General features: G+C 61.9%; 24 protein-coding genes. 8 read left to right on the top strand and 16 right to left on the bottom strand.

Annotation, left to right across the window (positions count from 1 at the left end; genetic code table 11):
- Positions 1-72: 72 nt before the first annotated feature.
- Entirely contained in the window at positions 73-1,518 is a 1,446-nt protein-coding gene (locus AB4Z19_RS19815; protein WP_442024595.1) for a cryptochrome/photolyase family protein, read from the top strand.
- Here the strand turns inward: AB4Z19_RS19815 and AB4Z19_RS19810 are convergent.
- The 6 genes from AB4Z19_RS19810 to AB4Z19_RS19785 all read right to left on the bottom strand — a co-directional run bounded on the left by AB4Z19_RS19810 (position 1,505) and on the right by AB4Z19_RS19785 (position 11,786).
- Positions 1,505-7,765: an Hpt domain-containing protein gene (locus tag AB4Z19_RS19810; RefSeq protein WP_442035840.1), complete on the bottom strand. Its 6,261-nt coding sequence runs from the start codon at positions 7,763-7,765 to the stop codon at positions 1,505-1,507. The two genes, AB4Z19_RS19815 and AB4Z19_RS19810, sit on opposite strands and share 14 nt — an antisense overlap.
- A 7-nt stretch (positions 7,766-7,772) precedes the next feature.
- A complete protein-coding gene (locus tag AB4Z19_RS19805; RefSeq protein ID WP_442035839.1) occupies positions 7,773-10,106 on the bottom strand; it encodes a methyl-accepting chemotaxis protein in 2,334 nt (777 codons plus the stop codon).
- Positions 10,107-10,162: 56 nt separating this feature from the next.
- Entirely contained in the window at positions 10,163-10,711 is a 549-nt protein-coding gene (locus tag AB4Z19_RS19800; protein WP_442025534.1) for a chemotaxis protein CheW, read from the bottom strand.
- Positions 10,712-10,714: 3 nt separating this feature from the next.
- Positions 10,715-11,080, bottom strand: a complete 366-nt coding sequence (locus AB4Z19_RS19795) for a response regulator transcription factor (RefSeq protein WP_442025533.1) — start codon at positions 11,078-11,080, stop codon at positions 10,715-10,717.
- Positions 11,081-11,085: 5 nt separating this feature from the next.
- Complete coding sequence (locus tag AB4Z19_RS19790) at positions 11,086-11,484, bottom strand: response regulator (RefSeq protein ID WP_442025538.1); 399 nt, start codon at positions 11,482-11,484, stop codon at positions 11,086-11,088.
- 149 nt (positions 11,485-11,633) lie between these two features.
- Positions 11,634-11,786: a rubredoxin gene (locus AB4Z19_RS19785; RefSeq protein ID WP_442025537.1), complete on the bottom strand. Its 153-nt coding sequence runs from the start codon at positions 11,784-11,786 to the stop codon at positions 11,634-11,636.
- 95 nt (positions 11,787-11,881) lie between these two features.
- On the opposite strand from AB4Z19_RS19785, the gene thiD reads away from it, so the two are divergent.
- Positions 11,882-12,694: a bifunctional hydroxymethylpyrimidine kinase/phosphomethylpyrimidine kinase gene (thiD, locus tag AB4Z19_RS19780; RefSeq protein WP_442025532.1), complete on the top strand. Its 813-nt coding sequence runs from the start codon at positions 11,882-11,884 to the stop codon at positions 12,692-12,694.
- A gap of 4 nt (positions 12,695-12,698) precedes the next feature.
- The gene (gene hemL, locus AB4Z19_RS19775; protein WP_442035838.1) at positions 12,699-13,985 is read left to right on the top strand and encodes a glutamate-1-semialdehyde 2,1-aminomutase; all 1,287 of its coding nucleotides are present in this window, start codon (positions 12,699-12,701) and stop codon (positions 13,983-13,985) included.
- A gap of 136 nt (positions 13,986-14,121) precedes the next feature.
- Here the strand turns inward: hemL and AB4Z19_RS19770 are convergent, their stop codons facing one another.
- From AB4Z19_RS19770 to mpl, 10 genes are all read right to left on the bottom strand, one after another.
- On the bottom strand, positions 14,122-15,225 hold the full coding sequence (locus tag AB4Z19_RS19770) for a sensor histidine kinase (protein ID WP_442035837.1): 1,104 nt from the start codon (positions 15,223-15,225) through the stop codon (positions 14,122-14,124).
- A 98-nt stretch (positions 15,226-15,323) separates the two neighbouring features.
- Complete coding sequence (gene corA / locus AB4Z19_RS19765) at positions 15,324-16,289, bottom strand: magnesium/cobalt transporter CorA (protein ID WP_442024899.1); 966 nt, start codon at positions 16,287-16,289, stop codon at positions 15,324-15,326.
- Between the two features lie 95 nt (positions 16,290-16,384).
- Positions 16,385-16,744: a DUF4124 domain-containing protein gene (locus AB4Z19_RS19760; protein ID WP_442024901.1), complete on the bottom strand. Its 360-nt coding sequence runs from the start codon at positions 16,742-16,744 to the stop codon at positions 16,385-16,387.
- 6 nt (positions 16,745-16,750) lie between these two features.
- Complete coding sequence (gene mtgA, locus AB4Z19_RS19755) at positions 16,751-17,452, bottom strand: monofunctional biosynthetic peptidoglycan transglycosylase (RefSeq protein ID WP_442024903.1); 702 nt, start codon at positions 17,450-17,452, stop codon at positions 16,751-16,753.
- Positions 17,449-18,267: a shikimate dehydrogenase gene (gene aroE / locus AB4Z19_RS19750; protein WP_442024905.1), complete on the bottom strand. Its 819-nt coding sequence runs from the start codon at positions 18,265-18,267 to the stop codon at positions 17,449-17,451. The genes mtgA and aroE overlap by 4 nt, the downstream gene beginning before the upstream one ends.
- Positions 18,267-19,148, bottom strand: coding sequence for a TonB family protein (locus AB4Z19_RS19745; protein ID WP_442035836.1), 882 nt, complete (start codon positions 19,146-19,148; stop codon positions 18,267-18,269). The genes aroE and AB4Z19_RS19745 overlap by 1 nt, the downstream gene beginning before the upstream one ends.
- A gap of 102 nt (positions 19,149-19,250) precedes the next feature.
- A complete protein-coding gene (locus AB4Z19_RS19740; protein ID WP_442024909.1) occupies positions 19,251-21,299 on the bottom strand; it encodes a ribonuclease catalytic domain-containing protein in 2,049 nt (682 codons plus the stop codon).
- A complete protein-coding gene (locus tag AB4Z19_RS19735; protein ID WP_442024911.1) occupies positions 21,296-21,904 on the bottom strand; it encodes a chorismate--pyruvate lyase family protein in 609 nt (202 codons plus the stop codon). Before AB4Z19_RS19735 ends, AB4Z19_RS19740 begins: the two co-directional genes overlap by 4 nt.
- Complete coding sequence (locus tag AB4Z19_RS19730) at positions 21,901-22,479, bottom strand: YqiA/YcfP family alpha/beta fold hydrolase (protein WP_442024913.1); 579 nt, start codon at positions 22,477-22,479, stop codon at positions 21,901-21,903. The genes AB4Z19_RS19735 and AB4Z19_RS19730 overlap by 4 nt, the downstream gene beginning before the upstream one ends.
- Positions 22,480-23,835, bottom strand: coding sequence for a UDP-N-acetylmuramate:L-alanyl-gamma-D-glutamyl-meso-diaminopimelate ligase (mpl, locus tag AB4Z19_RS19725; RefSeq protein ID WP_442024917.1), 1,356 nt, complete (start codon positions 23,833-23,835; stop codon positions 22,480-22,482).
- Positions 23,836-23,997: 162 nt separating this feature from the next.
- On the opposite strand from mpl, the gene AB4Z19_RS19720 reads away from it, so the two are divergent.
- The 5 genes from AB4Z19_RS19720 (at position 23,998) to accB (ending at position 26,953) form a co-directional block, all read left to right on the top strand.
- Positions 23,998-24,612, top strand: a complete 615-nt coding sequence (locus AB4Z19_RS19720; protein WP_442024919.1) for a hypothetical protein — start codon at positions 23,998-24,000, stop codon at positions 24,610-24,612.
- Positions 24,609-25,151 (top strand): TlpA family protein disulfide reductase, encoded by a 543-nt coding sequence (locus AB4Z19_RS19715; protein WP_442035835.1) that lies wholly within the window; start codon positions 24,609-24,611, stop codon positions 25,149-25,151. The genes AB4Z19_RS19720 and AB4Z19_RS19715 overlap by 4 nt, the downstream gene beginning before the upstream one ends.
- Positions 25,152-25,279: 128 nt before the next feature.
- Positions 25,280-25,801 carry a DUF4410 domain-containing protein gene (locus AB4Z19_RS19710; protein ID WP_442027521.1) on the top strand — a complete coding sequence of 174 codons (522 nt, stop codon included), beginning with the start codon at positions 25,280-25,282 and terminating at the stop codon, positions 25,799-25,801.
- Between the two features lie 149 nt (positions 25,802-25,950).
- Positions 25,951-26,388, top strand: a complete 438-nt coding sequence (gene aroQ, locus AB4Z19_RS19705) for a type II 3-dehydroquinate dehydratase (RefSeq protein WP_442027526.1) — start codon at positions 25,951-25,953, stop codon at positions 26,386-26,388.
- Positions 26,389-26,482: 94 nt separating this feature from the next.
- On the top strand, positions 26,483-26,953 hold the full coding sequence (gene accB / locus AB4Z19_RS19700) for an acetyl-CoA carboxylase biotin carboxyl carrier protein (protein ID WP_442027522.1): 471 nt from the start codon (positions 26,483-26,485) through the stop codon (positions 26,951-26,953).
- Positions 26,954-26,973: the final 20 nt, after the last annotated feature.

The following is a 26,973-nucleotide window of genomic DNA, read 5'->3' as shown; positions in this document are numbered from 1 at the left end:
GGGATATATCGACAGTTTACTATGAATTGACGATCCAGCCATTCAAAGCAGGTCCTAAATTGACTCCCGCCCATGAAATCCGCTCTTGTATGGTTCCGCCGCGACCTGCGGCTTTTTGACCACGCCGCCCTGCATCAGGCCCTGCTGGCCGCCGACCGCGTGTATTGCTGCTTCGTTTTCGATACCGCGATTCTCGATCCGCTGCCGCGCGATGACCGCCGCGTAACGTTTATCTACGATTGCCTGAAAGAATTGTCTGCCGAGCTGCACGACGCCGGTGGCCATTTGATCGTGCACCACGGCGACGCTACGGCTGAGCTACCGGCACTGGCTGCTGAGCTCGGCGTGGACGCCGTGTTCGCGAATCAGGATTACGAACCCGCTGCCATCGCGCGCGACAGCGCCGTCGCCGGCGCCCTGGCCACCGATGGCCGCCAGCTGCGCACTTTCAAGGACCAGGTGGTCTTCGAACGCGATGAAGTGCTGTCGCAGTCCGGCAAACCGTTCTCGGTGTTCACGCCGTACAAGAACGCCTGGCTGAAGAAGCTGGACGCCGATCCGTCCGTGCTCGCGCCTTGGGGCGTGGCGGCTGGCTCGTCCGCGCCTGCCACCGCGCCAGGCGAATCGGCCGCCGCACCGCGCGGCAAGTTCGCGTCCCATCGCGGCACCATGCCCACCCTGGCCTCGCTGGGATTCGAGCGCAACGAAATGTTCATCCCGTCCGGCATGTCCGGCGGCGCGCAGCTGTTTGAAGACTTCATCAAGCGCGTGGCCGACTACGGCACGGCGCGCGATTTCCCGGCCGTGAATGGCTGCTCGTGGCTGTCCGTACACCTGCGCTTCGGCACCGTCTCAATCCGCCACCTGGTGCGCACGGTACGCGAGCTGTTGATGCGCGGCCAGGCTGGCGAAGGCGGCGCGGTATGGCTGTCGGAGCTGATCTGGCGCGAGTTCTACATGATGATCCTCTACCACCACCCGCACGTTGCGCAGAGCGCGTTTAAACCTGCCTATGACGCCATCGAATGGGAAACGGGGCCGGATGCCGACGAAGCCTTCGCCGCATGGTGCGAGGGCCGCACCGGCTATCCGCTGGTGGATGCCGCCATGGTGCAGATTAATACCACCGGCTATATGCACAACCGCTTGCGCATGGTCACCGCCAGCTTCCTGGTGAAAGACCTGGGCATCGACTGGCGGCGTGGGGAGGCATATTTCGCCGGGAAGCTGAACGACTTCGAGCTGTCGTCCAATAACGGCGGCTGGCAGTGGGCGGCGTCAAGCGGTTGCGATGCGCAGCCCTACTTCCGCATCTTCAACCCGATTACGCAATCGGAGAAATTCGACCGCGAGGGTGAATTCATCAAGCACTACCTGCCTCAGCTGAGGGACTTGTCGCCCAAAGAGATCCACGCGCCGTGGAATATTCGTGGACTCGACTACCCGCAGCCGATCGTGCAGCACGACGCAGCGCGCAAGCTCACGCTCGCGCGCTACGAAGTGGTCAAGAACCGGTAGGCAGCAGGCCGGCAATGGCGCCGAGCAGGATGGTATCCTGGAACGGCTTGCCGAAGTAGGCATTCACGCCCAGCTGCATGGCGTAGTTGCGGTGCTTGTCCGCAGTACGCGAAGTGATCATGATGATCGGGATGTTCTTGCTGCGGTCGTCGCCACGCACATTGCGCGTGAGATCGAAACCGTCCATGCGCGGCATCTCGATATCGACCAGCATCAGGTCCGGGTGGTGGTCCTGCATCTGCTCCAGCGCATCCACACCGTCTTTCGCCAGCATGACGCGATAGCCTTCGCGCTCCAGCAGACGCTGGGTCACTTTGCGCACGGTCAGCGAATCGTCCACCACCATGATGGTTGCCGTCGCGGCTTGCGGTGCAGCCGCCACGGGTGCGGCCTTAGCTGCCGGCTTCATCATTGCAGTCAGTTCCGGATTCTCGTCGATATGCTGCTGCAAAGCGACCGGATTCAGGATCAGCACAATCTCGCCGGAACCGAGCACCGTCGCGCCGGCAATACCGGCCATGCGCGACAGCTGCGGGCCGATGTTCTTGATAACGACCTCGCGGTTGCCCACGATTTCGTCGACGTGCACCGCTATGCGTCCGCCACCGCTGTGCAGCATCAGCACCGGCGAAGAACGCTGCTGCACCGGCTGCGCGGCATGATCGCCCAGCAGGCCTGGCAGATAACGCAGGCCGACGTGCTGACCATGCAGCACCACCGCGCCCTTGGCCGTGGCATCCTGCAGCGCGGCTTCTTTCAGCTGCAGCACTTGTTCCACCATCTGCGCAGGCAGCGCATGCGTGCGGCCGCCGGCGGACACCAGCACCACTTGCGTGACGGCCAGCGTCAGCGGCAGGCGAATCGTGAAGCGCGTGCCTTTGCCCAGTTCGGAGAAGGTTTCAACGCGGCCACCCAGCGACTGGGCTTCCGACTGCACCACATCCATACCGACGCCACGGCCAGCCAGTTCGGTCAGCGTGTCCGCAGTGGAGAAGCCAGGCTGGAAGATCAGTTTCACCGCTTCGGCATCGCTCACATCTTCGTTGTCGGCCAGCAGGCCTACGCTGCGGGCTTTTGCGCGAATGCGGTCCAGGTCCAGACCTGCGCCGTCGTCGCTGAATTCGAGCACCACTTCGTTGCCCTGCTGGCTGACCTGCACCAGCAGCTCGCCCGTTTCGGCCTTGCCATTGGCGCCGCGCTTGGCGCGCGGCTCGACACCGTGCACGATAGCGTTACGCAGCAGGTGTTCGAATGGTGCGGCCATGCGTTCCAGCACACTGCGGTCCATTTCGACGGCACTGCCGCGGATGTCCAGGTTGACGCGCTTGTCCACTTCCTTCGCGCTCTGGCGCGCGACGCGGAACAGACGCTCGGAGATGCTGGCAAACGGCACCATGCGTACGCGCATCAGGTCCTGCTGCAGGTCGCGCGTCATACGCGCTTGCTGATTGAGGTCGCCGTTGGCGGTATCCACGGAGCGCATCAGGCCTTCGTGGAAGGACGCCACGTCGTTCACGCTCTCCGCCATCATGCGGGTCAGTTCCTGCAGGCGGGTGAAGCGGTCGAATTCCAGCGGGTCGAATTCACGCTCGCCGGCAATCGACATGCGCGAGGCGATCTGCGATTCGGCCTGCATTTCCACTTCGCGCAGCTGGCGGCGCAGGCGCGCCAGGTTTTCCTGGAAGTCGGACAGCGAGGTACGCAGGGTGTTGACTTCGTTCTCCAGGCGCGAGCGGGCGATGGAGACTTCACCGGCCTGGTTCACCAGGCGGTCGAGAATGTCGGCGCGGACGCGGACCAGCGGCGACTTCGAACCACCGGCTTCGGCCTCTTCGCCGCGCTGCACAGGCGCCGGCAGCGGAGCACGCGGTGCGGCGGCTTGTCCGGCTGCGGCTGCGGAGCCTGCGGCCGGTGCGCCGGATGGCGTCGCGGCGGCGCCATCGGCGAGCACGCCGGAATCTTCCGCGGCGGCAGATGCCAGCGGTGCGGCTTGCGCGGCTTGCACGGCTTGTTGATAGGCTGCCGGGTTCTGCAGTTGCTCGAACAGCAGCAGCGCGTGGTCGTAGTGCGCCAGCAGTTCATCGAAGGCATGCGGCGTCGCGCTGTTCGCGTGCACCATGTTTTCGATGTGCGTTTCGATTTCGTGTGCGTGCTGGCCGAGACGCATGGCGCCGGCCATACGCGCGCTGCCCTTCACCGTGTGTAGCACGCGCTGCAGGCTGTGGGCATGGCTGAAGTCGGACGGCGTGTTGTGCCATGCGCGCAGTGCTTCGCCCACTTGCGGCAGCAGGTCGGCGCCCTCTTCCAGGAAGACTGGCAGCAGGTCCGGGTCCAGTTCATCGGTGAAGCTGGCGGCACTGCCGGCCAGCAGGTGCTCGGATGCAGGAATCGGCAGTACCTGCACTTCCGATGGCGGTGCGATGTCCAGGTTGACGGCTTCGTGCAGACCTGCTTCGCCCGTGGCTTCGGCCTCGTTGGCCTCGAAGGCGACTTCGGTCGCTTCGATGGCGTCGATTTCCATCGATTCTTCCGCCGCTGCGGCATCTTCCTGCGCGTGCAGGGCGACCGGGTCGACGGCCTCTACTTCCGTGTGCGCCTCGGCGGCGGCAATTGGTTCTTCAATCGATTCGACCAGCGCGCCGGATTCGGCGGCTTCAATTTCGGCTTCTTCGGACGGCGCGCTCGGCACCAGATGCAGCGGTTCTTCGTGCTTCGGTGCGGTCTGGGTCAGCGGTGGAGCGAAAGCGTCGTCGAAGGCGGCGCTGAACAGATCGTCAATGCTTTCGTCCTGCGTGGCCATGTCCGGCTTGGCTACAGGAGCTTTGCGCTCCGGTGCTGCTGGCGGATTGGCGACCAGGCTGTGATAGGTGTCGGTGAACAGCGCGTCGAGACGCTCTTCCAAGTGGCCGGCTTCCGGCAGCGGTGCAGGGGCGGCTTCGATGGTTTCGGCGGCCTCAGTGACTTCCGTCGCTTCGGTGGCGGCGAACATGCTGTCCAGGCGCGCGTCGATGTCGGCGGGCGGGTGGGACAGTTCGTCGCGCAGCTTCTGCAGCGCGGTGATCAGTTCCGGCTGATCCGGCGGCATTTCGCCAGCAGCGAAGCTGGCCAGCATCTGGCGCACACGCTCGATGGTGAAGTCGAACAGATCGTGCTGGGCGTCGTCCAGGTTCGGCACCGGCGCTTGCAGCGCCTGCAGCGTGGTTTCCAGCGCGTAGGCCAGCTCGCGCAGGGCCTTGAAGCCGACCGTGGCGGAGGTGCCGGTCAGCGTATGCGAGGCCTTCAGCGCTTCCGGGCTGACGGCGCGGCGCTCATGGCGCCACTCGCCGAAATCGCGCGTGAGCTTGCGCACCAGCTCATCGGTTTCGGCCAGGTAGATGTTGTACAGCGGCAGCGGAATCGCCAGGCGGCCCACAAACTTGACGTTGTCGTCGGCCGACGGCGCCGGCGCGGCTGGCGCAGTCGCTGCCGGGAATTCGATGACGTTGCCATTACGCGCAGGAGGGCGCGCGGCAGCAGGGGCGTCGGCCGCGGACTCTTCCGGCGCTGCCTGGCTGGTAAAGTCGAGCGAGATGTCTTCGGCATCGGCGGCGGCGGCGCCGGTGCTGGCTTCAGTTGCCACCAGGTCGGACGCGTCGTTGGACAATTCTCCGGCCGCAGCGCCAGCATCGGCGGTGGCGGCTTCGGCGACGGCATCTGCTTCGGCGGCTGCGTCAGCGCTGGGAGCGGCTGCGTCGGCGCTAGCAGCGGCCGTGGCCGCGTCTTCAGCGACGGGAGCGGAGTTTGCAGCTTCAGCGAGTGGCTCCACGGGGACCGCGGGAGCCACGGCGGGATTGGCGTCGAAGACAGACACATTGGCGGCGGCATCGGCGTCGACGGCAGGCGCGTTGGCGGCTGCATCGTCAGCGAGCGTGAGCGCGCTGCTTGATGCCTGCGCTTCGGCGGCGGGCGCCGGTGCGGCAGGCGCAGCGGCGGCGGCTTCGTCCATGCTGAACGCCTCGCCGTTCTGCACGCGCAGCGCGGCCGCAACGAGTGCGTCGCTGGAACGGGAGGAGCGGCCGGAGGCGGCCAGTTCGTCGACCCATGCGCTCATGTCGGTCGACGCGCGGTCGAGCAGTGCGAACAGCGTGTCCGACAGCGGGCGCTCTTCGGCCAACCACAGGTTCATCACCTTCTCGATGCCGTAAGCACCTTCGGCGAAATTATTCAGGCCGACCATGCGGCCGCTGCCTTTCAGCGTGTGGAAGGAGCGGCGCAGCATGGTCATGTTGTCCAGCGTGCCCGCCTCGCTGCGTGGGCGCGCCAACGTCTCGCGGACGAAGGCCAGCACTTCCTGCGCCTCGCCGATAAAGATTTCGAGCAGCTCGGCTTCCACCGCCTCTTCGCCGGACACGCCTTCCGACGCGGCAGGCGGCGCGGCGACAACCGCTTCCGGCACCGGTTCCGGCGCCGGCAGCGGTTCGTCCAGCACGGGAATCGACTCGGGCCCGGCAATCTTCTTGAACGGTACGGCGCGGAACGTGCCCTGCTCCGCGTCGAAGGCGAAGCGCTCGCGCGCGCCTTCCGGATTCTGCGCCAGCATATCGACGAAGAAGCCCAGCGCACCAACGTTCTGCGCGATTTCGTCCAGATGGCGCGGCTCGTGGGCCGGATCATCCAGGCCCGCAGCCAGCTTCTGAATTTCAGAGCGGACATGCTTGGCCGCGCGGGTGGCGTCGTCCTGATCGAGGATGGCCAGCGCGCCTTCCAGCTGATGCACCACTTTGTCGAGCGATGCCAGTTCCGAGCGTTTGGACGGATCGGTGTAATACTCGTCCAGCACTTTCTCGATCTGGCGCAGGCCCGCTTTCAGCTCCATCGACAGCGCGACAACGGTATCGTTCTCGTGCATCTGGCGCGCCAGGCTGCCCTGCCATTGCGCCGGTTCCGGCGCATCGCCGCCGGCTTCCATTGCCTTCAGGCGGGCGCCAATGGTGTCGGCATGCACATTGAAGTCATCCGGCAGATGGCGGATCTGGTCGATGCCATGTTCCGCGAACAGCAGCGCGGTAGCCATTTCAAGGCCCAGCGCTTCGCTGCGGCCCTTCGATACGCGCGCGGCGGTATCCGACAACTGGCGCATCAGGCCGGACAGCGCCTCGAGGCCCAGCTTGTCGCTGGCCTGCGCCACTTCGTTCAGCGAATCGCGGAATTCAGCATCCAGATCCGGATTGACTTCCGACTGCTCCATGCGCTGCCAGGTGCTGCGTGCGCGGGCGATGCCTTCGCGCGCCGCAGTCAGCGCATCGGGATCGATCTTGCCGTAGCGGCGCTGCTCGAAATCGTGCGGCACCATGCCATCCAGCAGATAGGCCGCGCGCAGCTGGCGTGCCAATGGCGGCAGGCTGCCTGCGTCCGCGCCGGCGATGAAGAACAGGGCTTCGCGCAGCATCGCATCCGGCTGTTCCGGGGCGCCTTGCGACAGGCGACGCAGTTGCAGATTAATCAGACCAAACAGCTGCTTGACGTATTTGCCGCTTTCCAGCTGGCCACCCACGACCAGCTCGGAAAATGCCTGCATCGAGCGCCAGAAAACGCGCGCTTTCGGTTCGCTCTGCAGGTCCGCCACGTCGGTGACGGCCGCCTGCAAGGCAGCAGCCTGGATCGATTGCGTAGCCGAATCGCCGGCCTTCAGATACGGAAGCAGTGCGCGCTCGAAGCGCTGACGCAGGGCCGTGTAAGCTTTGGGCGACGCCTCGGTGGTCGGCGCGGCACCCAGCAAGGGCGCCGGCAGTTCGGGCACGTGCGTGAGATCGGGGAAGAACAGGTCGGCCGGGTGCACGCGGTCGATGCCCAGCAAGTCCTGCACGTCGCGGAAATAAGGGAACAGGCGCACCGGCTGGAAAGGCGCGCCGGACAGCAGCTCCTCCAGGAATTCCACCAGCGCCTGGTACAGATTGGCCAGCACCTGCGCGTGGTCGGGCGTGCATTTCAGCGAGCCGTCCTTGAAACGGTCCAGCACCACTTCGGCCAACTGGGTCAGCAGCACCACGCCATCGACGTCCACCATCTGCAGCGCGCCGTGCGCCTGGTGCAGGTGGGATTTGGCGTGCTGCAAGGCGGTCGACTGATCTTCCGGGTCACGCCCGCCCGCTTCAAACAAAGCGGTGCGGGAGCGGGCCAGCGCCTCACGGATTTCCACCATCACCCACGATAGCGGGCCGGTGTCGAAGTGTGGCGATGCGGCGAACGGAAAATCAGTTTGGCTCATTTATTCCTCAGGCAGAAATACGGAATCGCGACACGGAGTTCTTCAGCTCCTGTGCCAGCACTTGCAGCTTGCGCACGGACTGGGCGGTCTGCTGGGTACCGTCCTGCGTTTGCTGCGTCACCTTCAGAATGTGCTGAATATTGTTTGCCACGCCACCAGCCGACGTAGCCTGCATGCCTGTTGCATACGCCATGCCTTCAATCAGTTCGGCCAGGCGGTTCGACACGCGAGAGATATCGTCCAGCGCAGTACCTGCCGCGTCGGACAGTTTGGCACCTTCCACCACACCCTGGGTAGATTTTTCCATAGCTGCGACCGCGTCGTGCGTGTCAGTTTGAATCGTGCGCACCAGCGCGCCGATCTGCTTCGCCGCGTCGGCGGAGCGTTCCGCCAGTCGCTGCACCTCTTCCGCAACCACGGAGAAGCCGCGGCCGGCTTCACCCGCCGATGCCGCCTGGATCGCCGCATTCAGCGCCAGCACGTTGGTTTGTTCGGTAATGTCGGAAATCAGCTCGGTAATTTCGCCGATCTCCTGCGAAGATTCGCCCAGCCGCTTGATGCGCTTGGAGGTTTCCTGGATCTGCTCGCGGATCTCGTCCATACCCTTGATCGCGTTCTGCACCGCCGTTGCGCCCTGGCGTGCCGCGGTAACGGACTGGCGCGCCACGTCCGCCGATTCGGATGCCGATTTGGACACCTCGGTAATCTCGTTCGCCATCTTCATGACGGTGGCCGATGCGTCTTCGATCTCGCGCGACTGCTGCTGCGATGCCGTCAGCAGGTCGCTGGAAATGCCGGATGCGTGGGTCGAAGCAGCCGTCACCTGCTCCGCCGTTACCGTCACGCGGCCCACCAGGCCACGCAGCTCTTCCACGGTATAGTTCACCGAGTCGGCAATGGCGCCGGTAATGTCTTCGGACACGGTTGCCTGCACGGTCAAGTCACCGTCCGCCACTTCCTGCAGTTCGTTCATCAGTCGCAGAATTGCGGCCTGATTCTGTTCGTTCATGGCGTTTGCCGCCTCTTCCTGCTGCTGCGCCTTGACGCGCATGGTTTCCGCTTCCTGGCGGCGGCGTTCCGAAGAACGGCTACGGGCTTGCGAATCCTGCAGCAGCACGCGGCCGATTGCCGCTGCAAACACCAGCGTCAGCACACCGCCGGCCACCATCAGCCAGAAGGCCAGGCCCAGCGAGTCCTGTGCGTCACGCAGGGATACCTGCAGTTCGGCCAGACTCTTACGCAGTGGCTCGTTTTCGGCAAACAGCAGTCGTTCCGCGCTCTTCGCAGCGGAGAATTTTTCCAGACGGTCCAGAATGAAAGTCACCAGCTTCTGGTAATCCTCGAACTGCTTCTTCAGCACCGTGAGCTTTTCGCGGGTTTCCGCATCCTTCACCGCAGTGACGCCCAGCGCTTCGTTACCTTTCTCCAGGCCTTCCAGCGTGTTGCGGAATACGGTGGTGTCGCGGCCCAGCTGGAACGCGGTTTCCGAGCTGATGCCGCCCTCGGTCAGGAAGGCGCTCGCGCTGCGGCTCATACGCTGGGTCAGCATGGACAGGCGGCCCAGGGCCACCATCTCACGCGCGCTGCCGCCCTGGCGGGCCTTGGTGGCGGTGATGTCCTCGGTCATCGACAGCAGTTCCGGCGACATGGCGTTCAGCTTCTGCAGCGTTTCATCCAGACCGCTCAAGTCCCACTTGTGTTTGATAATGGTGGCGGAAGCCTTGTCCGAAGCGGCCCAGCGCTTCTTCGCTTCCAGCACCACGCTCTGCACGGACGAAGGCGCCGAACCCACACTGCGGTTGGCATAGCGGCCGCCGTCGGTCAGCACATTCAGTGCGTGATTCATTTCATTGCGGCTTTCCTCCAGCTGGCGGAAAGCTTCGGCATTACCCTGCACCGCATTCGGCGCCGCCTTGCCGATACGCTGCGAGTGCATCAGCGCGTCGGAAGCGATCTGGGTACGGGTCGATGCCACACCGGAGTTATAAGCGTTAAAGCCCACCAGGCCTACGCTGACCAGAATCGCGCCGCCCAGTGCGGTGGACAGGATGCTCAGCTGGCGTGCCGGCGGCAGGTGGCCGATCAGGGGCAGGCGGAAGCCGCCTTCGGTCGCGGTGGTAGGGGAAGCGGGAGTGCTGCCGTCCTGGCCGTCGCGGCCGCGCAGTGCATCGCGCAGGCGCAGCGGCGAACCGGCATCGGCTTCATTGGCCGCAGATGCGGGCGCTGCCACGGCCGCGGTGTCGCCGCCGACAGTGGTTTCACCGAAACTGGCAAACGCCGAGTCTTGCGCCGTATCGAGCGCAGCGCTGCTGGCGGAGCGTGAGAACAATTTGAATCCCATTACACCTTCCCCCGATTGCTTTTTTGATTGGTGCCGCCTCGTGAGCGGCATGCATTTTACAAACCGACTTGCAGGAACCGCGCTTCGCGCACCAGCTGGGTCAGGTCCAGCCGGGTCCAGGCTTGCGCATCGCGGTCATGGAATTGCTGGCTGCACCAGTCCGGACCTTCCGCTTCCGCCTGCGGCTCCATCTCGGACAGCTGGCGCAGGCCGAGCACGCGCGCCACGAGCAGCGCACAATTGAAGCCCATGCCGGACGCAAAAGTCACCACGCGGCTGTCCGAAGCGAGCGCAGTAGGTTGGCCCCCCATGTAGCGGGCCAGATCGATGACTCCGGTCAGGTTGCCGCGGATATTGGCCAGGCCCAGATACCAGTCGCGCGCCAGGGGCACGCTGGTGACGGCCTGCCACGGCACGATCTCGCCCACTTGCGTGAGGTCCAGCAGGCAGCGCCTGTCGCCCACCTGTACGCCCAGCTCGCGGCCGGCCGAACTCTCGCCGCTACGCGCGGCCATGCGTTCGAGCAGCGCGGCTTGGTACTGGCGCAGCCGGTTACGGCGTTCGCCTTCAGCGGCGGGCTGTAGATCCTGATCGGTGCTGGCCATCGCTTAACCGAGAGCGGCGATCTTGGCCAGCAGCTCGGCGGCGTCCACCGGCTTCACCAGGTAATCCTTGGCGCCCTGGCGCAGGCCCCAGATACGGTCGGTTTCCTGGTCCTTGCTGGAGCAGATGATGACCGGTACGTCCTGCAGGTCCGGATCGCGCGCGATGGCACGGGTGACCTGGAAGCCATTCGCACCGGGCATGACCACGTCCATCAGGATCAGCTGCGGCTTGTCGGCCTTGATCTTGACCAGCGCCTCTTCGCCGGTTTCGGCGGTGGAAACGGTAAAGCCGCTGCGGACCAGAATATCGGTCAGGTAGTAACGTTCGGTAGGCGAATCGTCGACGATGAGAATACGTTGAATGGCCATGGTATTTATGCGCCTGCGCCGGCAGTGTGCTCACGCACCGCGGCCAGCAGGCTATCTTTCGTAAATGGTTTGGTCAGATAGGCGGACGAACCGACCATGGCGCCGCGGGCGCGGTCGAACAGTCCGTCTTTGGAGGAAAGCATCAATACCGGAGTGGCGTGGAACTTCGCGCTCTTTTTGATCAGAGCGCAGGTCTGATAGCCGTCCAGGCGCGGCATCAGGATGTCGCAGAAGATGACGGCCGGCTGGTGATCGTTGATCTTGGCCAGGGCGTCGAAGCCGTCTTCGGCCGTGACGACCTGATAGCCTGCTTGGGTCAGGAAAATTTCAGCGGATCGGCGAATAGTGCTGCTATCGTCGATCACCATGATTTTTAAACCAGTCGCTTGCGGCGTTGTCGTCATTTGAGAAAGTTCCACCCAATAGTTCCGGTACGATAGCACAGCGCACAGGGGAGTGGCGGGACCTGATGCTGAAAAGAAACAGTTACTTAAATAACTATCTTTTAACAGGTAATGACGCCGTTTTAACGGAGTTGACGAAAATATACGACTTAGATTGCCACCATTTCAAAGTCGTCTTTGCGCGCGCCGCATTCCGGGCAGGTCCAGTTCATCGGCACGTCGGCCCAGCGAGTACCCGGCGGGATACCTTCTTCCGGCAGGCCGGCGGCCTCGTCATAAATCCAGCCGCAAATAAGGCACATCCAGCTCTTCAATTCCTGGGTCGTTTCGTTGCTGCTCACGTTCAATCACCTTCTATAAAGTAAAATGCCGAATTAGGTATCTTAATCTACCCGCCGTGCAAAACCAAACTTCTCCTCTTATCCTTACCTTTGGGGCTGCCGATCCCGTCGGAGCGATCGGTGTGCATGCCGACCTGGCCGTGTTTGCCGCACTGGGCTGCAGCGGCCTGGCTGCGACCACCGCGTTGCTGATCGGCGACAGCGCCCGCGTTGAAGACCAGCAGCACGTCGATTCGGACTGGGTAGCCGACCAGGCGCGCATGGTGCTGGAAGACGTCGAGGTGCAAGCCTTCAAGATCGGTGCGCTGGACAATATGGAGCACATGTCGGCAATTGCCGAGGTGGTGTCGGACTATCCCGACGCAGCGCTGATTCTCGACCCGTTCGGCTCGCAGCTGCCGCCGCTGGGCGAGGAAGAAGATCCCGAAGAACATCTGACCATTCTGCGCCAGCTGCTGGTGCCGCAGGCGACCCTGCTGATGCTGTCCCATGTGGAACTGGTGCGCATGGCCGAAACCTGGCGCGACATCGGCAATGGCGAAACCATGGCCGACGACGCCCAGCACCTGATCGACCTCGGCTGCGAATTCGTGCTGGTGACCGGCACGCCCATCGCCAACGGCCAGCGCGCCAATACTTTGTATGGGGCAGAAGGCGTACTGCGCCACGAGCCCTGGCAGCACCTGGCAGGTCCCTTCGTGGGCGCCGGCGGCACCCTGTCGGCTGCGATTGCCGCCTTCGTCGCCCAGGACGTGCCTGTGGTCGAAGCCGTCGAGCGCGCTGAACAATACACTTACCAGGCGCTGGCCCATGCCCAGCGCTACGGCATGGGCCGTTTTGTGCCCAACCGCTTCTTCAAAGTAAATTGAAAACATGACTACTTCCAAGAACGACATCCTGTTTGAACGTGCCCAGAAAACCACTCCCGGCGGCGTGAATTCGCCGGTGCGCGCCTTCCGCTCGGTGGGCGGCACGCCGCGCTTCATCACCAAGGCGGACGGCCCCTACTTCTGGGATGCGGATGGCAAGCGTTATATCGACTACATCGGTTCCTGGGGCCCAGCCATCGTCGGCCACGCGCATCCGGAAGTCGTAAAAGCGGTGCAGGATGCGGCAACGCGCGGTCTGTCCTTCGGCGCCCCGACCGAAGCGGAAATCGAAATGGCGGAAGAGATCTGCCGCCTGGTGCCGTCAATCGAGCAGGTGCGCCTGGTGTCGTCCGGCACGGAAGCGACCATGAGCGCCCTGCGCCTGGCGCGCGGTGCGACCGGCCGCGACAAGATCGTGAAGTTCGAGGGCTGCTACCACGGCCACGCCGATTCCCTGCTGGTGAAAGCGGGCAGCGGCCTGCTGACCTTCGGCAATCCGACTTCGGCGGGCGTGCCGGAAGATTTCGTCAAACACACCCTGGTTTTGGATTACAACAATATCGCGCAAATTACCGAGGCATTTGAAGCCTACGGTAAAGATATTGCCTGCGTTATTGTCGAGCCGGTCGCCGGCAATATGAATCTGATTAAAGCGGCGCCGGAATTCCTGCAGGCGCTGCGCGATTTGTGCACGCAATATGGCGCGATCCTGATTTTCGACGAAGTGATGTGCGGTTTCCGCGTTGGCCTCGGTGGCGCGCGGGAGTTGTACGGCATTAAACCTGATCTGACCGCGCTGGGCAAAGTGATTGGCGGCGGTTTGCCGGTAGCGGCATTTGGCGGCTCGCGTGAATTGATGTCGAAAATGTCGCCGGTCGGCGCGGTTTATCAGGCCGGTACGCTGTCGGGTAATCCGGTTGCGGTTGCGGCCGGCATGACCACGCTGAAACTGATTCAGCAGCCGGGCTTTTACGAGAAATTGACCGCAACGGCAAAACGCCTGGCGGATGGCTTGACTGCGGCAGCGAAAGAAGCCGGTGTGACTTTCTGCGCCGATTCCCAGGGCGGCATGTTCGGCCTGTATTTCAGCGCTACCCCACCGCATAATTATGCGGAAATGATGGCGGGCGACCGCGAGAAATTCAATGTCTTCTTCCATAAAATGCTGGATGAAGGTGTTTATTTTGCGCCAGCCGCTTTTGAAGCCGGTTTCGTCAGCGCCGCCCATAGCGACGAAGTGATCGACGCCACCATCGCCGCCGCGCGCAAGGTGTTCGCCCACCTGGCCTGATCCTGTCCGTAGCAGCCGAGCAGCCGGGCGCATTGCCCGGCTTTTTTTCGCCCTCCCATGCCAGAAATTAGCGCGATAACGCTAAATTCTTGCTCAGTGCGCACGCAAACAGGCGCTCTGCGCCGGGCAGCGCCGTTCAGGCTACGGTGGGAGCGCCTTCGAAGGGGCGCGCGTCGATGGGGATGTCGATGATGAAGGTTGTGCCGGTCGCGGCAGTGCTGGTGACGATAATGCTGCCGCCGTGACTCTCGGCCACGCGGCGCGCATAAGGCAGTCCTACGCCCCAGCCGTCGCGATGGCCACTTGCCGCCTGGGCACGGCGGTAAATCTGGAAAATACTTTCGAGCTGGGTCGCGGGAATCGGGTCGCCTTCGTTATGGACAGAAATTTTCACCCTGCTTTTTTCAGCGCTCACCCTGACCTGCACCGGTTTTCCATCAATGCCGTATTTAATAGCATTGCCAAACAGGTTTTCCAAGGCGCGTTTAATGGATTCACGGCACCAATAACCCGGTACCGATTCGGCATCCACCACGACATTTTCCGACAGGCCAAAAGTTTCGTTTACCAGCTCGGCCATATCAAAAGGCTCGATATGCAGCGGTAAATGTTCGCCGCTATTAAATACGATACAGTCCAATAAATCGCGGGTCATGGAATCGATACGCGCCGTATTGTCCAGAATTTTCCGGGCCAGGATTTTCAAGGGTTCATTCTTGGCACGGCTCTCAATAATTTGCGCGGCAATACTGGCATTAGCCAATGGCGTACGAATATCGTGGGTAATGGCCGCAATAAATTGTTCGCGCAAGGCGCTTTGAATCATTGCAAAGGCCGTCACGCTTTCGCGAATAGCGCCATCAATCGCATCATCGATTGCCAGGCGCTGTTCGTGACTGAGCGCCGTTCCGGCTGCATGCAATTCGCTGAATAGAATACGGCGGAATAACTGGAATTCCTCGATCAGGGCGGTAGTGTCATAACCGCTGAGGCGGGCGCGTTCGCCGCCGTGTTCCTGGGCGATGGCGGATACATCCGACGCACGCTCCGGCCCGGTCAGCAGCTTGGCCAGACCATCGTAAAAAGCCGGGATGGTGTTGAGCAGAATGGGATCGGGCAGGCGCCGGGCCTTGTTCAAATTGGTGCGTGCGGCTGCCGCCCAAGCGTCGACAACCCGGCCCTGCAGGGCGAGCATGGCCCGCGAGGCGGGCGACAATTCATCGTTACTTGTGTCCGGCAAGCCGCCCTCCGAGAATGTGAATTCCGAAAGGCAAGCATGTGACGGTGTGACTCTATTGTCAAGCAAGCTAGGCTTGACTGTGGCCTACTTTCAGTTACTTAGCGCAACCAACCGCGGCGACGGAAGTACAGCAGCGGTGCGGCGGCGCTGACCACCATCACGCCCCAGGCCCAGCCATAGCCCAGCTGCCACTTCAGTTCCGGGATGAAGTCGAAGTTCATGCCGTACACGGAAGCGATCAAGGTCGGCGGCAGGAAGGCGACGGACGCCACCGAGAAGATCTTGATGATCTTATTCTGGTTAATGTTGATGAAGCCGACAGTGGCGTCCATCAGGAAGTTGATCTTATCGAACAGGAAGGAAGTGTGGCCGTCCAGCGATTCGATGTCGCGCAGGATCTGGCGCGCTTCCTCGAACTGCTCGGAATTCAGCAGGCGGCCGCGCATCAGGAAGGACACCGCGCGGCGCGTGTCCATCATGTTGCGGCGGATGCGGCCGTTCAAGTCTTCCTCGTGCGCGATGGCGCTCAGGGCGTCGGCTGCATCTTTGTCGGTGAATTCTTCCTGCAGCACGCGGGTGGAGACTTCTTCCAGCTGCTGGTAGATCCCTTCCAGCGCGTCCGCAGAATACTCGGCGTCGGTGGCGTACAGGTCGAGCAGTACGTCCATATAGTCTTCGATCGAGCCGGGACGCGAACGGGCGCGCATGCGCACCAGGCGGAACACCGGCAGATCGTCGGTATGGACCGAGAACAGCATCTTCTTGGCCAGGATGAACGCCACGGTCACTACGCGGGACGGCCCATCGTCCTCTTCCAGCAGGAAGTCGGTGCGCAGGTGCAGGTCGCCGTTTTCCGCCTCGTAGTAACGGGCGGACGCTTCGATGTCCTTGACTTCGTCTTCGCCTGGCAGGATCACGCCGTAAATGGTCTTGACCCAGGCGCGTTCGTCTTCAGTCGGGTCGGTGAGGTCAACCCAAACCGGCTGGACCTTTTCCAGGTCTTCGCGGGTATCGATGGGGACCTGGTTCAGCCGGCCATTCTGCAAGACGAAAACATTGATCATAGGCTAATCTCAGCGATTTAGGCGGGGGTTTTCAAAACTCCGCAAGTGTACTCGGAAGCCACATTGCCTACCACCCCGGCCGGAGATTATTTTGCTTACTGGGTTGCCTTTTCGATCATTTTATCCTGGGCGGTCTGCGGAGCCTTCGGTTCCGGCGGCGGCGCCTTGGGCGATTCGATGCCCTTGCTGTCGTGGATCTGGATGACCTTGCCGCTGTCCCGGCACCCCGTGTTGGAGATCACGGTCTTGCCATTGATGGTGCACTTGCGCATCGGCGCAGACGAAGGCGGCGCCGCCACGGCCGCAGCCACCGGCTCGCTGACCTTCTTCACGCTCTCGGCGAAATAGTTGCGCTCGTGGCGCATGGAGAACAGCGCCAGCATGGCGACACCGGCCAGGGCGGCCATGCCGATGGCGACAGCGATAAGACTTAGTCCGGATTGGCGTTTGCGCATAGCTTCTTATGGGAGTTCAGCGGAATTCATCCGGCGCATGATGATGTCGGTGCGCCGGGCCAGGTAATTGGTGTCGCGGTGCGCGTCATAGTAGCGCGGATTCGGCAGCATCACGGCCAGCTTGGCTGCCTGCGCAGCGCCCAGGCGCGCGGCGGGAATGCCATAGTAATGCCGCGCCGCAGCTTCTGCGCCAAACACGCCTTTGCCGAATTCGACCACGTTCAGGTAGATCTCGAAGATGCGCTCCTTGTCCATCAGCGCTTCCAGCATATAAGTGATGACCAGCTCCTGGCCTTTGCGCCAGTAGCTGCGCGAACCGGACAGGAAAAGGTTCTTGGCCAGCTGCTGGGTGATGGTCGAGCCGCCGTGGATCTTCTTCTTTTTGTTCTGGTTATTCTCGTAGGCCTTCTGCATCGCTTCCCAATCCACGCCTTCATGCTCGGCGAAGTTGGCGTCTTCGGATGCGATGATGGCGCGCTTCAGATTCGGCGAAATCTGCTTGTAGCTGACCCACTGTTGCTGGATGTTGGCCTTGGGGTTCTTCTCGCGCAGGGCTTCGCGCTGGGCGCGCATGAAGGCAGTCATTTCCGGATTATGGTCGCGCCACCACCAGATCTGCACAAAGAAGTAAGCCTGGATCGCCAGGATGATGGCGATGGGGACGATAAAGATCCACTTCACCCAGCGCAGCCGGCCGCCCTTGCTCATAGCTTGGCACGCAGCGCGGACAGCACGTCGCCCGTGGCAGGACGTACGGCACGCCAGGCAAGGAAAGCCTCGGCAGCCTGCTCCACCAGCATGCCCAGGCCATCGCGGGTTTGCGCGCCATGGGCGGCGGTGAACTGCATGAAGACCGTCGGCTCCTTCCCGTACATCATGTCCAGCGCCAGCGCACCGGGCTTGAAGACGGCCGGCGGCACGGGCGGCAGATCAGCGCTCAGGCTGGCCGACGTGGCGTTGATGATGATGTCGAAGCTGCCTTCGATGCCTGCGAAGCCGCAAGCGGACAGCACGCCCTCCCCCGCCAGCGCGGCAAACTGTTCGACCAGCGCTTCGGCGGTGGCGACGGTGCGGTTGGCGATCACCAGCGCGGACGGGCGGTGTTCCAGAATCGGCAGCACCACGCCACGCGCTGCGCCGCCGGCGCCCAGCAACAGCACGCGCTTGCCGCCGATCGGCGTATGCGCATTGGCGACGATATCGGTGACCAGGCCGGCGCCATCGGTGTTGTCGCCGATGATGCCTTCCTCACTGAAGATCAGGGTGTTCACTGCGCCCGCCGCCTGCGCCCGTACGGTCAGCGCATTGGCCAGCTTGTGCGCTTCCAGCTTGAACGGCACGGTGACGTTGGCGCCCTTGCCGCCTTCGGCGATGAAGGCGTGGACCGCCTGCGCGAAACCGTCAATCGGCGCCAGGCGCTTTTCGTAAGTCAGTTGCTGGCCCGTTTGCGCAGCGTAGGCAGCGTGTATTTCGGGCGATTTGCTGTGGGCGATCGGATTGCCGAAGACGCAGTATTTGTCCATCACTGGACTCCGGTCAGGTTGGCTTCCATCTTCTCTTCGCGTGTAAATTTGAAGCGGGTGATGATGACCCACAGGTCGTCTTTGTCATGCGACAGCATATTCGGAGGGAATTTGCCGAACGGCGCGGCGCGGCGCACGATGGCCAGCGCGGCTTCGTCCAGCGCCTGGTTGCCGGAGCTGCGTTCAACGCGCGCGCCGCCATCCTTCATATAAATGGTGCCATCCTGGAAAATCGGGATGTAGACCACCAGTTCGCCGTACAGTTTGCGGCCATTCTTTTGCGGGAAGTTCAGCGTGCCGATTTCTTCGACGCGGCGCTGCAATGTCTTGTAATACTCGGCGTAGCCCACCTCACGCGTACTTGGCGTGATGAAGGTTTTCTTGGGACGCTTGTTCTGGTCGTCGATGGTCTGGGTGATCTCGGCAGCCATGCGCGCGATGGCCTTGCTGGATTCGATCAGGTCCGCGCCATTTGGCGTTGGATCAGGTCGTTCCTTTTCCGTCACCGGGGCCGCCTTCAACGGCGTCTGATTGACCTGGGTGAGCAGGTTTTTTTGCAGCTGCTCCAGCTCTTCGATGCGGCGGCGCGCGGCTTTCACGCTGTCGCCGGATTCCATCTTGTGCAGATCCGGCAGCGGCGACTTGGCGCGGCCGGCATCGGCATTGCCACCGCCATCCAGGTTGGCTTGCGCCAGCGCCTCGGCTTTCAGCGGCTTGCTGTCATGCTTGGCATTGACGAGGATGACTTCCAGACCAGGGTCGGTCGGCTCAATCTTGAAGTCCTTCGGCGCGACAAAGTGCACCGTCAGCGCCAGTGCATGCACGGCGACCGAGATACCAAGGGCGAAGGCCAGAAAACGATTTTCTTGTAAAAACTTCACGCAGAGACGAAAGTTGGTGCGTCAGGGAGTCTGCATTCTAAACCAAAGGCAAACCCAGGTGGCAGCCACGATGTGGCTGCCACCAGCTTCTGCTGTTGGTTTTTATTGAGCCCCAGGCTCGGTGACGGCGGTTTCGCTGGCCAGTTCCGCCTGTTCTGCGGAGGCGTCAGTCGGCTGGGCGGCATCGGCTGGGGCATCCGGCGCGGCGGCTTCCTCTTCTTCCTCTTCCAGCACGGCCTCGGTCGGCAGCGCAATCGAACCTTCCTGCAGACGAGTCTCGACGTTCAGGTCGACTTCATCCCAGCGCAGCACATCCAGCTTGACCTGCGCGCCGCGCGCCACGGACGGCATGCCCGGCAGGCGCAGCACCAGCGGAATCTCGGTCAGGCGCAGCACTTCATCCTTCAGCACCACGGCATCGACTTCCCTGGCGTCGTTCTGGCCCAGCCAGCGCAGGCACCAGTAGCGTTCCATATTCGACTGGTGATCGGCATAGGCGCCGTAGGCCGCATCGAAGGCGGAAACGATAGCGAACAGATTGGCGTCCTTGTGCTTGAATGGCGCCACCAGCGGCGCGGTCACGCCGTTCTGGGCGCAGGCCAGGATCTGCCACTGGTTCACCAGGTCGGTATAGCGGCGCAGCGGAGAGGTCGACCACGCATACTGATCGACGCCCAGCCCCTGGTGCGGCGCGGCGTGGGTGACCATGCGCACTTGCAGCTTGGCGTTCCAGCCGCCAGCACCCGGCGTCTGGCTGCGGTAGATACCCGGCACGCCGTGCTCGTGCATCAACTTGCCCCAGGTGCTGTTGGCGAAGATCATCAGCTCGGCCACGATCTTGTCCAGCGGCGCGCCGCGCTTGCGGCGGGTAATGGTGACGACATCATCTTCCACATAGAAGTTGAAGTCCACGCGGTTGTTCTGCTCCGGCTTCAGACCGAAGGCTTCGCGCTTGGCCATGCGGCCTTTTTCCAGATGCTGAGCCCAGCCCCACAGCAAGGTCAGTTCGGCCTTGCGCGGATATTCGCCCGTGCCGGCGGCCAGCGATTCCTCGTTGACCACTTCGTCCAGGTCGTTGTGGCGCAGATTGTTCGCAATCGGCACCAGTTCGGCCTTCGTTTCGGTCGAGATCACGGACCAGTCGCTCGGGTCCAGCACCGCGTACAGCGACAGCGCCGGGCAGGTCTTGCCTTCAGCCAGCGTGAACGCATCGACAATGGAGTCCGGCAGCATGGTGATCTTATCGCCCGGCATATACACGGTGGACATGCGGCCGCGCGCCAGCGTATCGATGGCGTCTTCCGGCTTAATGCCCAGGCCCGGTGCGGCAATGTGGATGCCGATGCGGACCTTGCCATCGTCCAGATGCACGACGGAGAAGGCATCGTCGATCTCGGTGGTGGTCACGTCGTCGATGGAGAAGGCCTCCACATTCGCCTTCGGCAGATCGGCCGGCGCAACCGGCACCGGCAGATTCGGGAAGCCATGGCCTTTCGGGAAATTCTCGAACAGGAACTTCGCCATGTGCAGGTCTTTCGGCGAAGCGATGCCGCCGGTGGTCAGCATCAGGCGCGCCGGCGAAGTGTGCAGCTCGTCGCAGGCCGCTTCCAGTGCCTTCCATTCGATGGTGTTCTTGTCCGGCTTGAACAGCAGCTGCTGCACGATATTGCGCATCGCGTCCGGCAGCTTGCCCGCCTTCAGCTCGTCCACGTACTGCTGCTGGATGATGGCCTGCTGCTTTTTCTTTTCGATGCCGGCCAGCGCTGCCTTCAGCGACTGCTCCGGCGCTTTCTTGTAGCGCCCGCGGCCCTTCTTGTAGAAGTAGATCGGCGAAGAATGCAGGCTCAGAATCAGGCCCGCCGCTTCCGCCGGGTGCGGCGCGTGGCCGAAGTATTCCGCGCCCAGTTCCGCAAAGCCGAATTCCTCCTCGCCTGCCACTTCCCACAGGAAGTCGAGGTCGACGTCGGCGGCAATCGCCTTGGCCTCTTCCATCAGCTCAGCGGGCGATGGTTTGTCGAACTGCAGCAGCACGTCCTTGGTCTTGACCTTGTTGCGCTTACCGCTGGCCATTTCGACCTGGTAGGCTTCACCGGCTTGCGACAGTACCGAGCCTACTTTGAAGTCGCCGGATTCTTCGAAAAATACATTCATTGCGTGTTCCTGGGTTCGGCGTATCGGTGATCCGCCTTTTTCAATTCAAGGACCGTTGGCAAAAAGACTTCGGTCACTAATAGTGTTCCTTCGTGGCGCTCATATAAACAGCGGCGCGCGTACAGCAGGTGATCGTCCGGCACGATGCAGCCGTTGGCGGCCAGCGCGGCACGGGCGCGGCGGGCCAGCGGGTGCGTTGCGCGCAGGCGGGCGAACTGCAACGCGCCACGCCGGACCTGCGGATCGCCGAACAGCGTACTGCCGAGCGAGCGTTCGCCAAGGGCGCTGAACAGCGGCCAGTCCGACGCGTCCGCCGACATCGGCACGACCGTGTGGGCAAACACCACAGGCGTATTATCACACCGCAGCAGAACTTCCCTCTCCCAGACCCGGCCCGGCCGGTGCAGGCCGACTGCATTGGCCTCGTCGCTCAGGCAGATCGCCGTTTCCTGATGCAGCACCTGCACGCGGAATGCGGCGCTGTGCGCCTTCAGCTTATTGGTCAGCGAGCCGCCGCTGATCAACCAGTACCGCATCGCATGCGGCGGGTTCGTGGCAAGCACATGGCCGTGCCAGTTCGCCTGGTGCAGCGACTGGCCCTTCACTTAGGACCGCCTACGCCGCAAAAAGCCAGTACCTCGTCTACATAATCCGCAAATTCGCTGATGGCGTGGTCGCTGCCCTGGATCACGGTCTGGCGCGCGCCGGGGTAGTGGGCGGCCATGTCGCGATAATCCAGCACTTCGTCGCCGGTGGCGGCGATCAGGAAGTAGCGCTCCGGCCTTGTTATCTGCCCGACCGTCAAGGCGTGCAGCTCGTCTATATATTCACGCTTGAATTCGAAGGGCTTGTCCGAGTGGTATTCGGTGGTCACGCCGACATGCTGGTCAAGGCTGATCTGCGGCACGATGGCGGGATTCAGCAGCACCGCGCGGCAGCCGATCTGCTCCGCCATCCAGGTGGCGTAGTAGCCGCCCAGCGAAGACCCGACGATCGCCAGTTCTTGCGCCGGAAAGCCGCGCACCATTTCCATCGTCTGCGCCATCGCCAGTTTCGGCGAGGCTGGCAACTGAGGGCAAAGGTATTCGTCCGCGCGGCCGAGCTGCGCCATCCGTTCCCCCACCATGCGCGCCTTCATCGACAGCGGGGAGGAACGGAAGCCATGCAAATACAGGATCATTTACTTCAGAGCCTCCAGCAGTTTCTGATGCACGCCGCCAAAGCCGCCGTTGCTCATCACGACAATGTGGTCGCCCGGCCGGGCCTGGGCCACGATGGCTTTGACCATGACGTCGATATCGTCGTAGGCGGAGGCGATGCCGCCCATTGGCGCCAGGGCTTCGCCCAGCCGCCAGCCGAGCGCCTTCTCGCTGCCAAAGCCGAAGACCAGATCGGCGTCTTTCAGGCTGCCGGGCAGCGCGTCTTTCATGGTGCCCAGCTTCATGGTGTTGGAGCGCGGCTCCAGCACGGCGAGAATGCGCGCAGCCGGTGCGCCCGCCGCAGCGCCGCTCGCACGCAGTTTCTGGCGCAGGCCGCCGACCGTGGTTTCGATGGCGGTAGGGTGGTGGGCAAAGTCGTCGTACACGGTCACGCCGTTCACCACGCCGCGCACTTCCATGCGGCGCTTCACGCTCTGGAAGCTTTCCAGCGCCTGCGCCGCCACTTCGATCGGCACGCCCACGTGGCGGGCGGCCGCAATCGCCGCCAGCGCGTTGGAGCGGTTATGTTTGCCGGTCAGCTGCCAGTTGATGGTGGCAGCTTGCGCGCCTTTGAAAATCACATCGAAGCTGGCGTCGGCATGCTCGCTCATCGCCCAGTCGGCGCCAGCGGCGCTGCCGAACAGTTCTTTCTCGCTCCAGCAGCCGCGCTTCAGCACGCGCTGCAGGGATTCCTCATCGGCGTTGGCAATCACGCGGCCGATGCCGGGCACCGTGCGCACCAGATGATGGAACTGGGTTTCGATGGCGCCGATGTCCGGGAAGATGTCGGCGTGGTCGTATTCCAGATTATTCAGGATGGCGGTCTTCGCGTGGTAGTGCACGAACTTGCTGCGCTTGTCGAAGAAGGCGGTGTCGTATTCATCCGCTTCGATCACGAAGAATTCCGATTGCGCGCCGGGACCGGTCAGGCGGGCCGAGATGCCGAAGTTCATCGGGATGCCGCCGATCAGGAAGCCTGGCGCGTAGCCGGCGTGTTCCAGAATCCAGGCCAGCATGGCCGACGTCGTGGTCTTGCCGTGCGTGCCGGCCACTGCCAGCACCCATTTATCCTTGAGGATATGGTCACCGATCCACTGCGGGCCGGAGATGAACGGCAGGTTGCGGTTCATGATCTCTTCGATCAGCGGATTGCCGCGCGAGACCACATTGCCAATGACATAAAGATCCGGTTTCAGGTCCACCTGCTCCGGGCCAAAGCCCTGGATCAGTTCAATGCCCTGGGCCTCCAGCTGAGTGCTCATCGGCGGATAGACATTGGCGTCGCAGCCGGTCACGCGGTGGCCCGCTTCTTTCGCCAGGACCGCCAGGCCGCCCATGAAGGTGCCGCAGATACCAAGGATATGAATATGCATGGTGGAACACTTATAAGTATCAAGAGCGGGATTTTACCTGACCTCGCATATGGGGACGTAACACAATTCCGCCATGCGGAAATTGTGTTACGTCCCCATTTGCGAGGTTCAGAGTATGATTCGAGCATGATGCAAAACCCGAACGACGAACTGCGCACCGAGATTGCTGCCGCCGCGGCGCGGCTGGTGGCGCAGGATGGCGCTGATTACAGCACCGCCAAACGCAAGGCTGCGCGCCAGATCCTGGGCGACTCGCAGGCGGCCGATTTGCAGAATTTACTGCCTGATAACGCACAGATCGAGGAAGAAGTCCGTCTCTATCACGCGCTGTTCAACGCCGACACCCATCCCGCCCGCGTTTTCCGCCTGCGCAATCTGGCGCTGCAGGTGATGGAAATGCTGGAGCAGTACAATCCCTTCCTCACCGGCTCGGTGCTCAACGGCACAGCAGGTGAACACGACGATATTCACTTGCAGTTATTTGCCGACAGCGCCAAGGAAGTCCAGATCTTTCTGCTGAACCGCAATCTGCAGATCGAGATTTCCGAATCGCCCCACTTCCGCGGGCCACGCTTCGAGCCGGTTGAAACGGTCAGCTTCATGTGGCAAAAGGAAGGCGTGCATATAGAACTGTATGAAACAGACGATATGCGCGGCGCGAAAAAGAAATCCGGCGACAAGTTGCTGCGCGCGGACATTGCGGAAGTGCGCACTTTATTAACCAACAGTAGTCATCAATGAACAAGAAAAATCTTCTCGCATACGGCGTGGTCGCCGTACTGTTCGCCGTGGTCGGCGCCTGCACCCGCAAGGAACAAGCCGCCGCGCCGGTCACCGCGACCGCGCCCGCCGGCGTGACCGGCCCGGTGCAAACCATGTTCACCCAGTCGCTGCCGGACGATAAAGGCGTGCAGCAAGCCTTGTCGCAATGGAAAGGCAAGCCGCTGGTGGTGAACTTCTGGGCGCCTTGGTGCGGGCCGTGTGTGGAAGAGATGCCGGAATTGTCCGCGCTGCAAAAGTCCGACGCCGGCAAAAAAGTCCAGGTGATCGGTATCGGTATCGATTCTCCAACCAATATTGCCGATTTTGCGAAGAAATTTAATATTGCCTACCCGGTGTATGTCGCCGGCATGAGTGGCACCGACTTGTCGCGGCAGTTCGGCAATGCCCAGGGCGGCCTGCCATTTACCGTCCTGATCGGCGCAGACGGCCAGGTGAAGAAGACTTACCTGGGCCGCTTGAAATTTGATCAGCTAAAAGCGGATTTAGCAAATTTATAATCGTCCCAATTAAGCAACAACCTCCCTTGCAATATAGCTAACGCGATGTGTAGCATACGCATCGTCGGTTATTTCTTTTAAGCAAGAAACGACATTTAACTATATTAATATCTTCAGGGAGTAATTGTATGTTTAAAAAGCTGGCTGCCATCGGGTTGGTCCTGGCGCTCACCGGTTGCGCCTCCGGCGTCAAAGTCGCCGATAACGCCCATCGCCAATTCATCACCACTCAACCGGCCAACGCCATTTCGATCAGCCTGACGGACGATGCCAAGAAAAAGCTGTCCGACAACATGAAGTTCAATCAGACCGCCCTGCTGGAGCAGGTTAAACGCGCGCTGACTGCCAAGAACATGCTGAACGAGAACCAGGCTGGCCCGATGAACACCATCGAAATCGTGGTCAAGGACATGCGCGTGCGTTCCAGCTTTACCGCTGTGATGTTCGGCTTCATGGCGGGCAACGACAGCCTGACTGGCGACGTGGTCCTGAAAGACGTGCAAGGCAAGGAACTGAACCGTTTCGAAGTCAGCGCTTCCTATGCGCTGGGTGGCCTGGCTGGTGGCCAGGACGAGTCGCGCATGAACTGGCTGTACGAAAAATTCGCTGAGCACACCGTCGAAAACCTGGGCGGCACCGCGAAAAACTAAGTTACCAAATCAGCAAAGTGCGCTCCCGTAGCGCACTTTTATTTTTTATCGAACGTGCGTTCTATTCGCTGCCAGCAATCTATTTCTCTTGCCAATGCCCGGACTTGGCGGCAAAATGCGGAACTTTCGCGGAAAATGGTCAGGGAAACATGGCAAAAAACTTGCTGCTCCTTAATGGCCCCAACCTGAATTTGTTGGGGACGCGCGAGCCGGAAATCTACGGAGCCACTACACTGGCGGATGTGGAACAGGCAGCGCAAGCACAAGCTGCAGCAGGGGGCGCTACCCTATCCAGTTTCCAAAGTAACCATGAAGGCGCGTTGATCGATCGCATCCATGCCGCACGCGGCGAGGGTGTAGACTTCATCGTGATCAATCCGGGCGGCTACACCCACACCAGCGTCGCGCTGCGCGATGCATTGGCCGGGGTCGCCATACCGTTTGTTGAAGTACACATATCGAATATTTATCGGCGTGAAGAGTTCCGCCACCATTCTTTCCTGAGCGCAATCGCGCAGGGCACGATCTGCGGCCTGGGTATCGAGGGATACCGTTTTGCCATCGACTTTGCTCTAAAAAGCAGTTAATCTACGCGATCTGCGCTTATTTGGCGCGATGTCTCCCATAAGGCGACTTCGCTCAGAACAACCAACAGAACAAAGATACACAGGGAGCCACAATATGGATCTACGCAAGCTGAAGACGCTGATTGACCTGGTCGCAGAGTCGGACATCGCCGAACTGGAAGTCACCGAAGGCGAAAGCAAAGTACGCATCGTCAAGTCCGGCGGTCTGGCACAAAACCAAATGGTCATGATGCCGCCGCAGGCACCTGTGCACTATGCACCGGCTGGCGCGCCAATGGCCGCACCGGCTGCCGCACCTGCCGCTGCTGTCCCAGCTGCAGCCGAACCGACTGGCCACGTGGTCAAGTCGCCGATGGTCGGCACCTTCTACCGCGCTTCCGCTCCAGGCAACCCACCATTCGTTGAAGTGGGCGCCACCGTCAAGGAAGGCGATACCCTGTGCATCATCGAAGCGATGAAGCTGCTGAACGAGATTGACTCGGACAAAGCAGGCACCATTACCCAAATCCTGGTGGAAAACGGCCAGCCGGTCGAATTCGGCCAGCCGCTGTTCGTCATCGGCTAATAGCGGGCTATGGCTGCTGC

It is taken from the genome of Pseudoduganella sp. RAF19 (assembly GCF_052114165.1).
Classification (GTDB): domain Bacteria; phylum Pseudomonadota; class Gammaproteobacteria; order Burkholderiales; family Burkholderiaceae_D; genus Rugamonas.
This window is presented reverse-complemented; position numbering and strand designations above follow the sequence as displayed.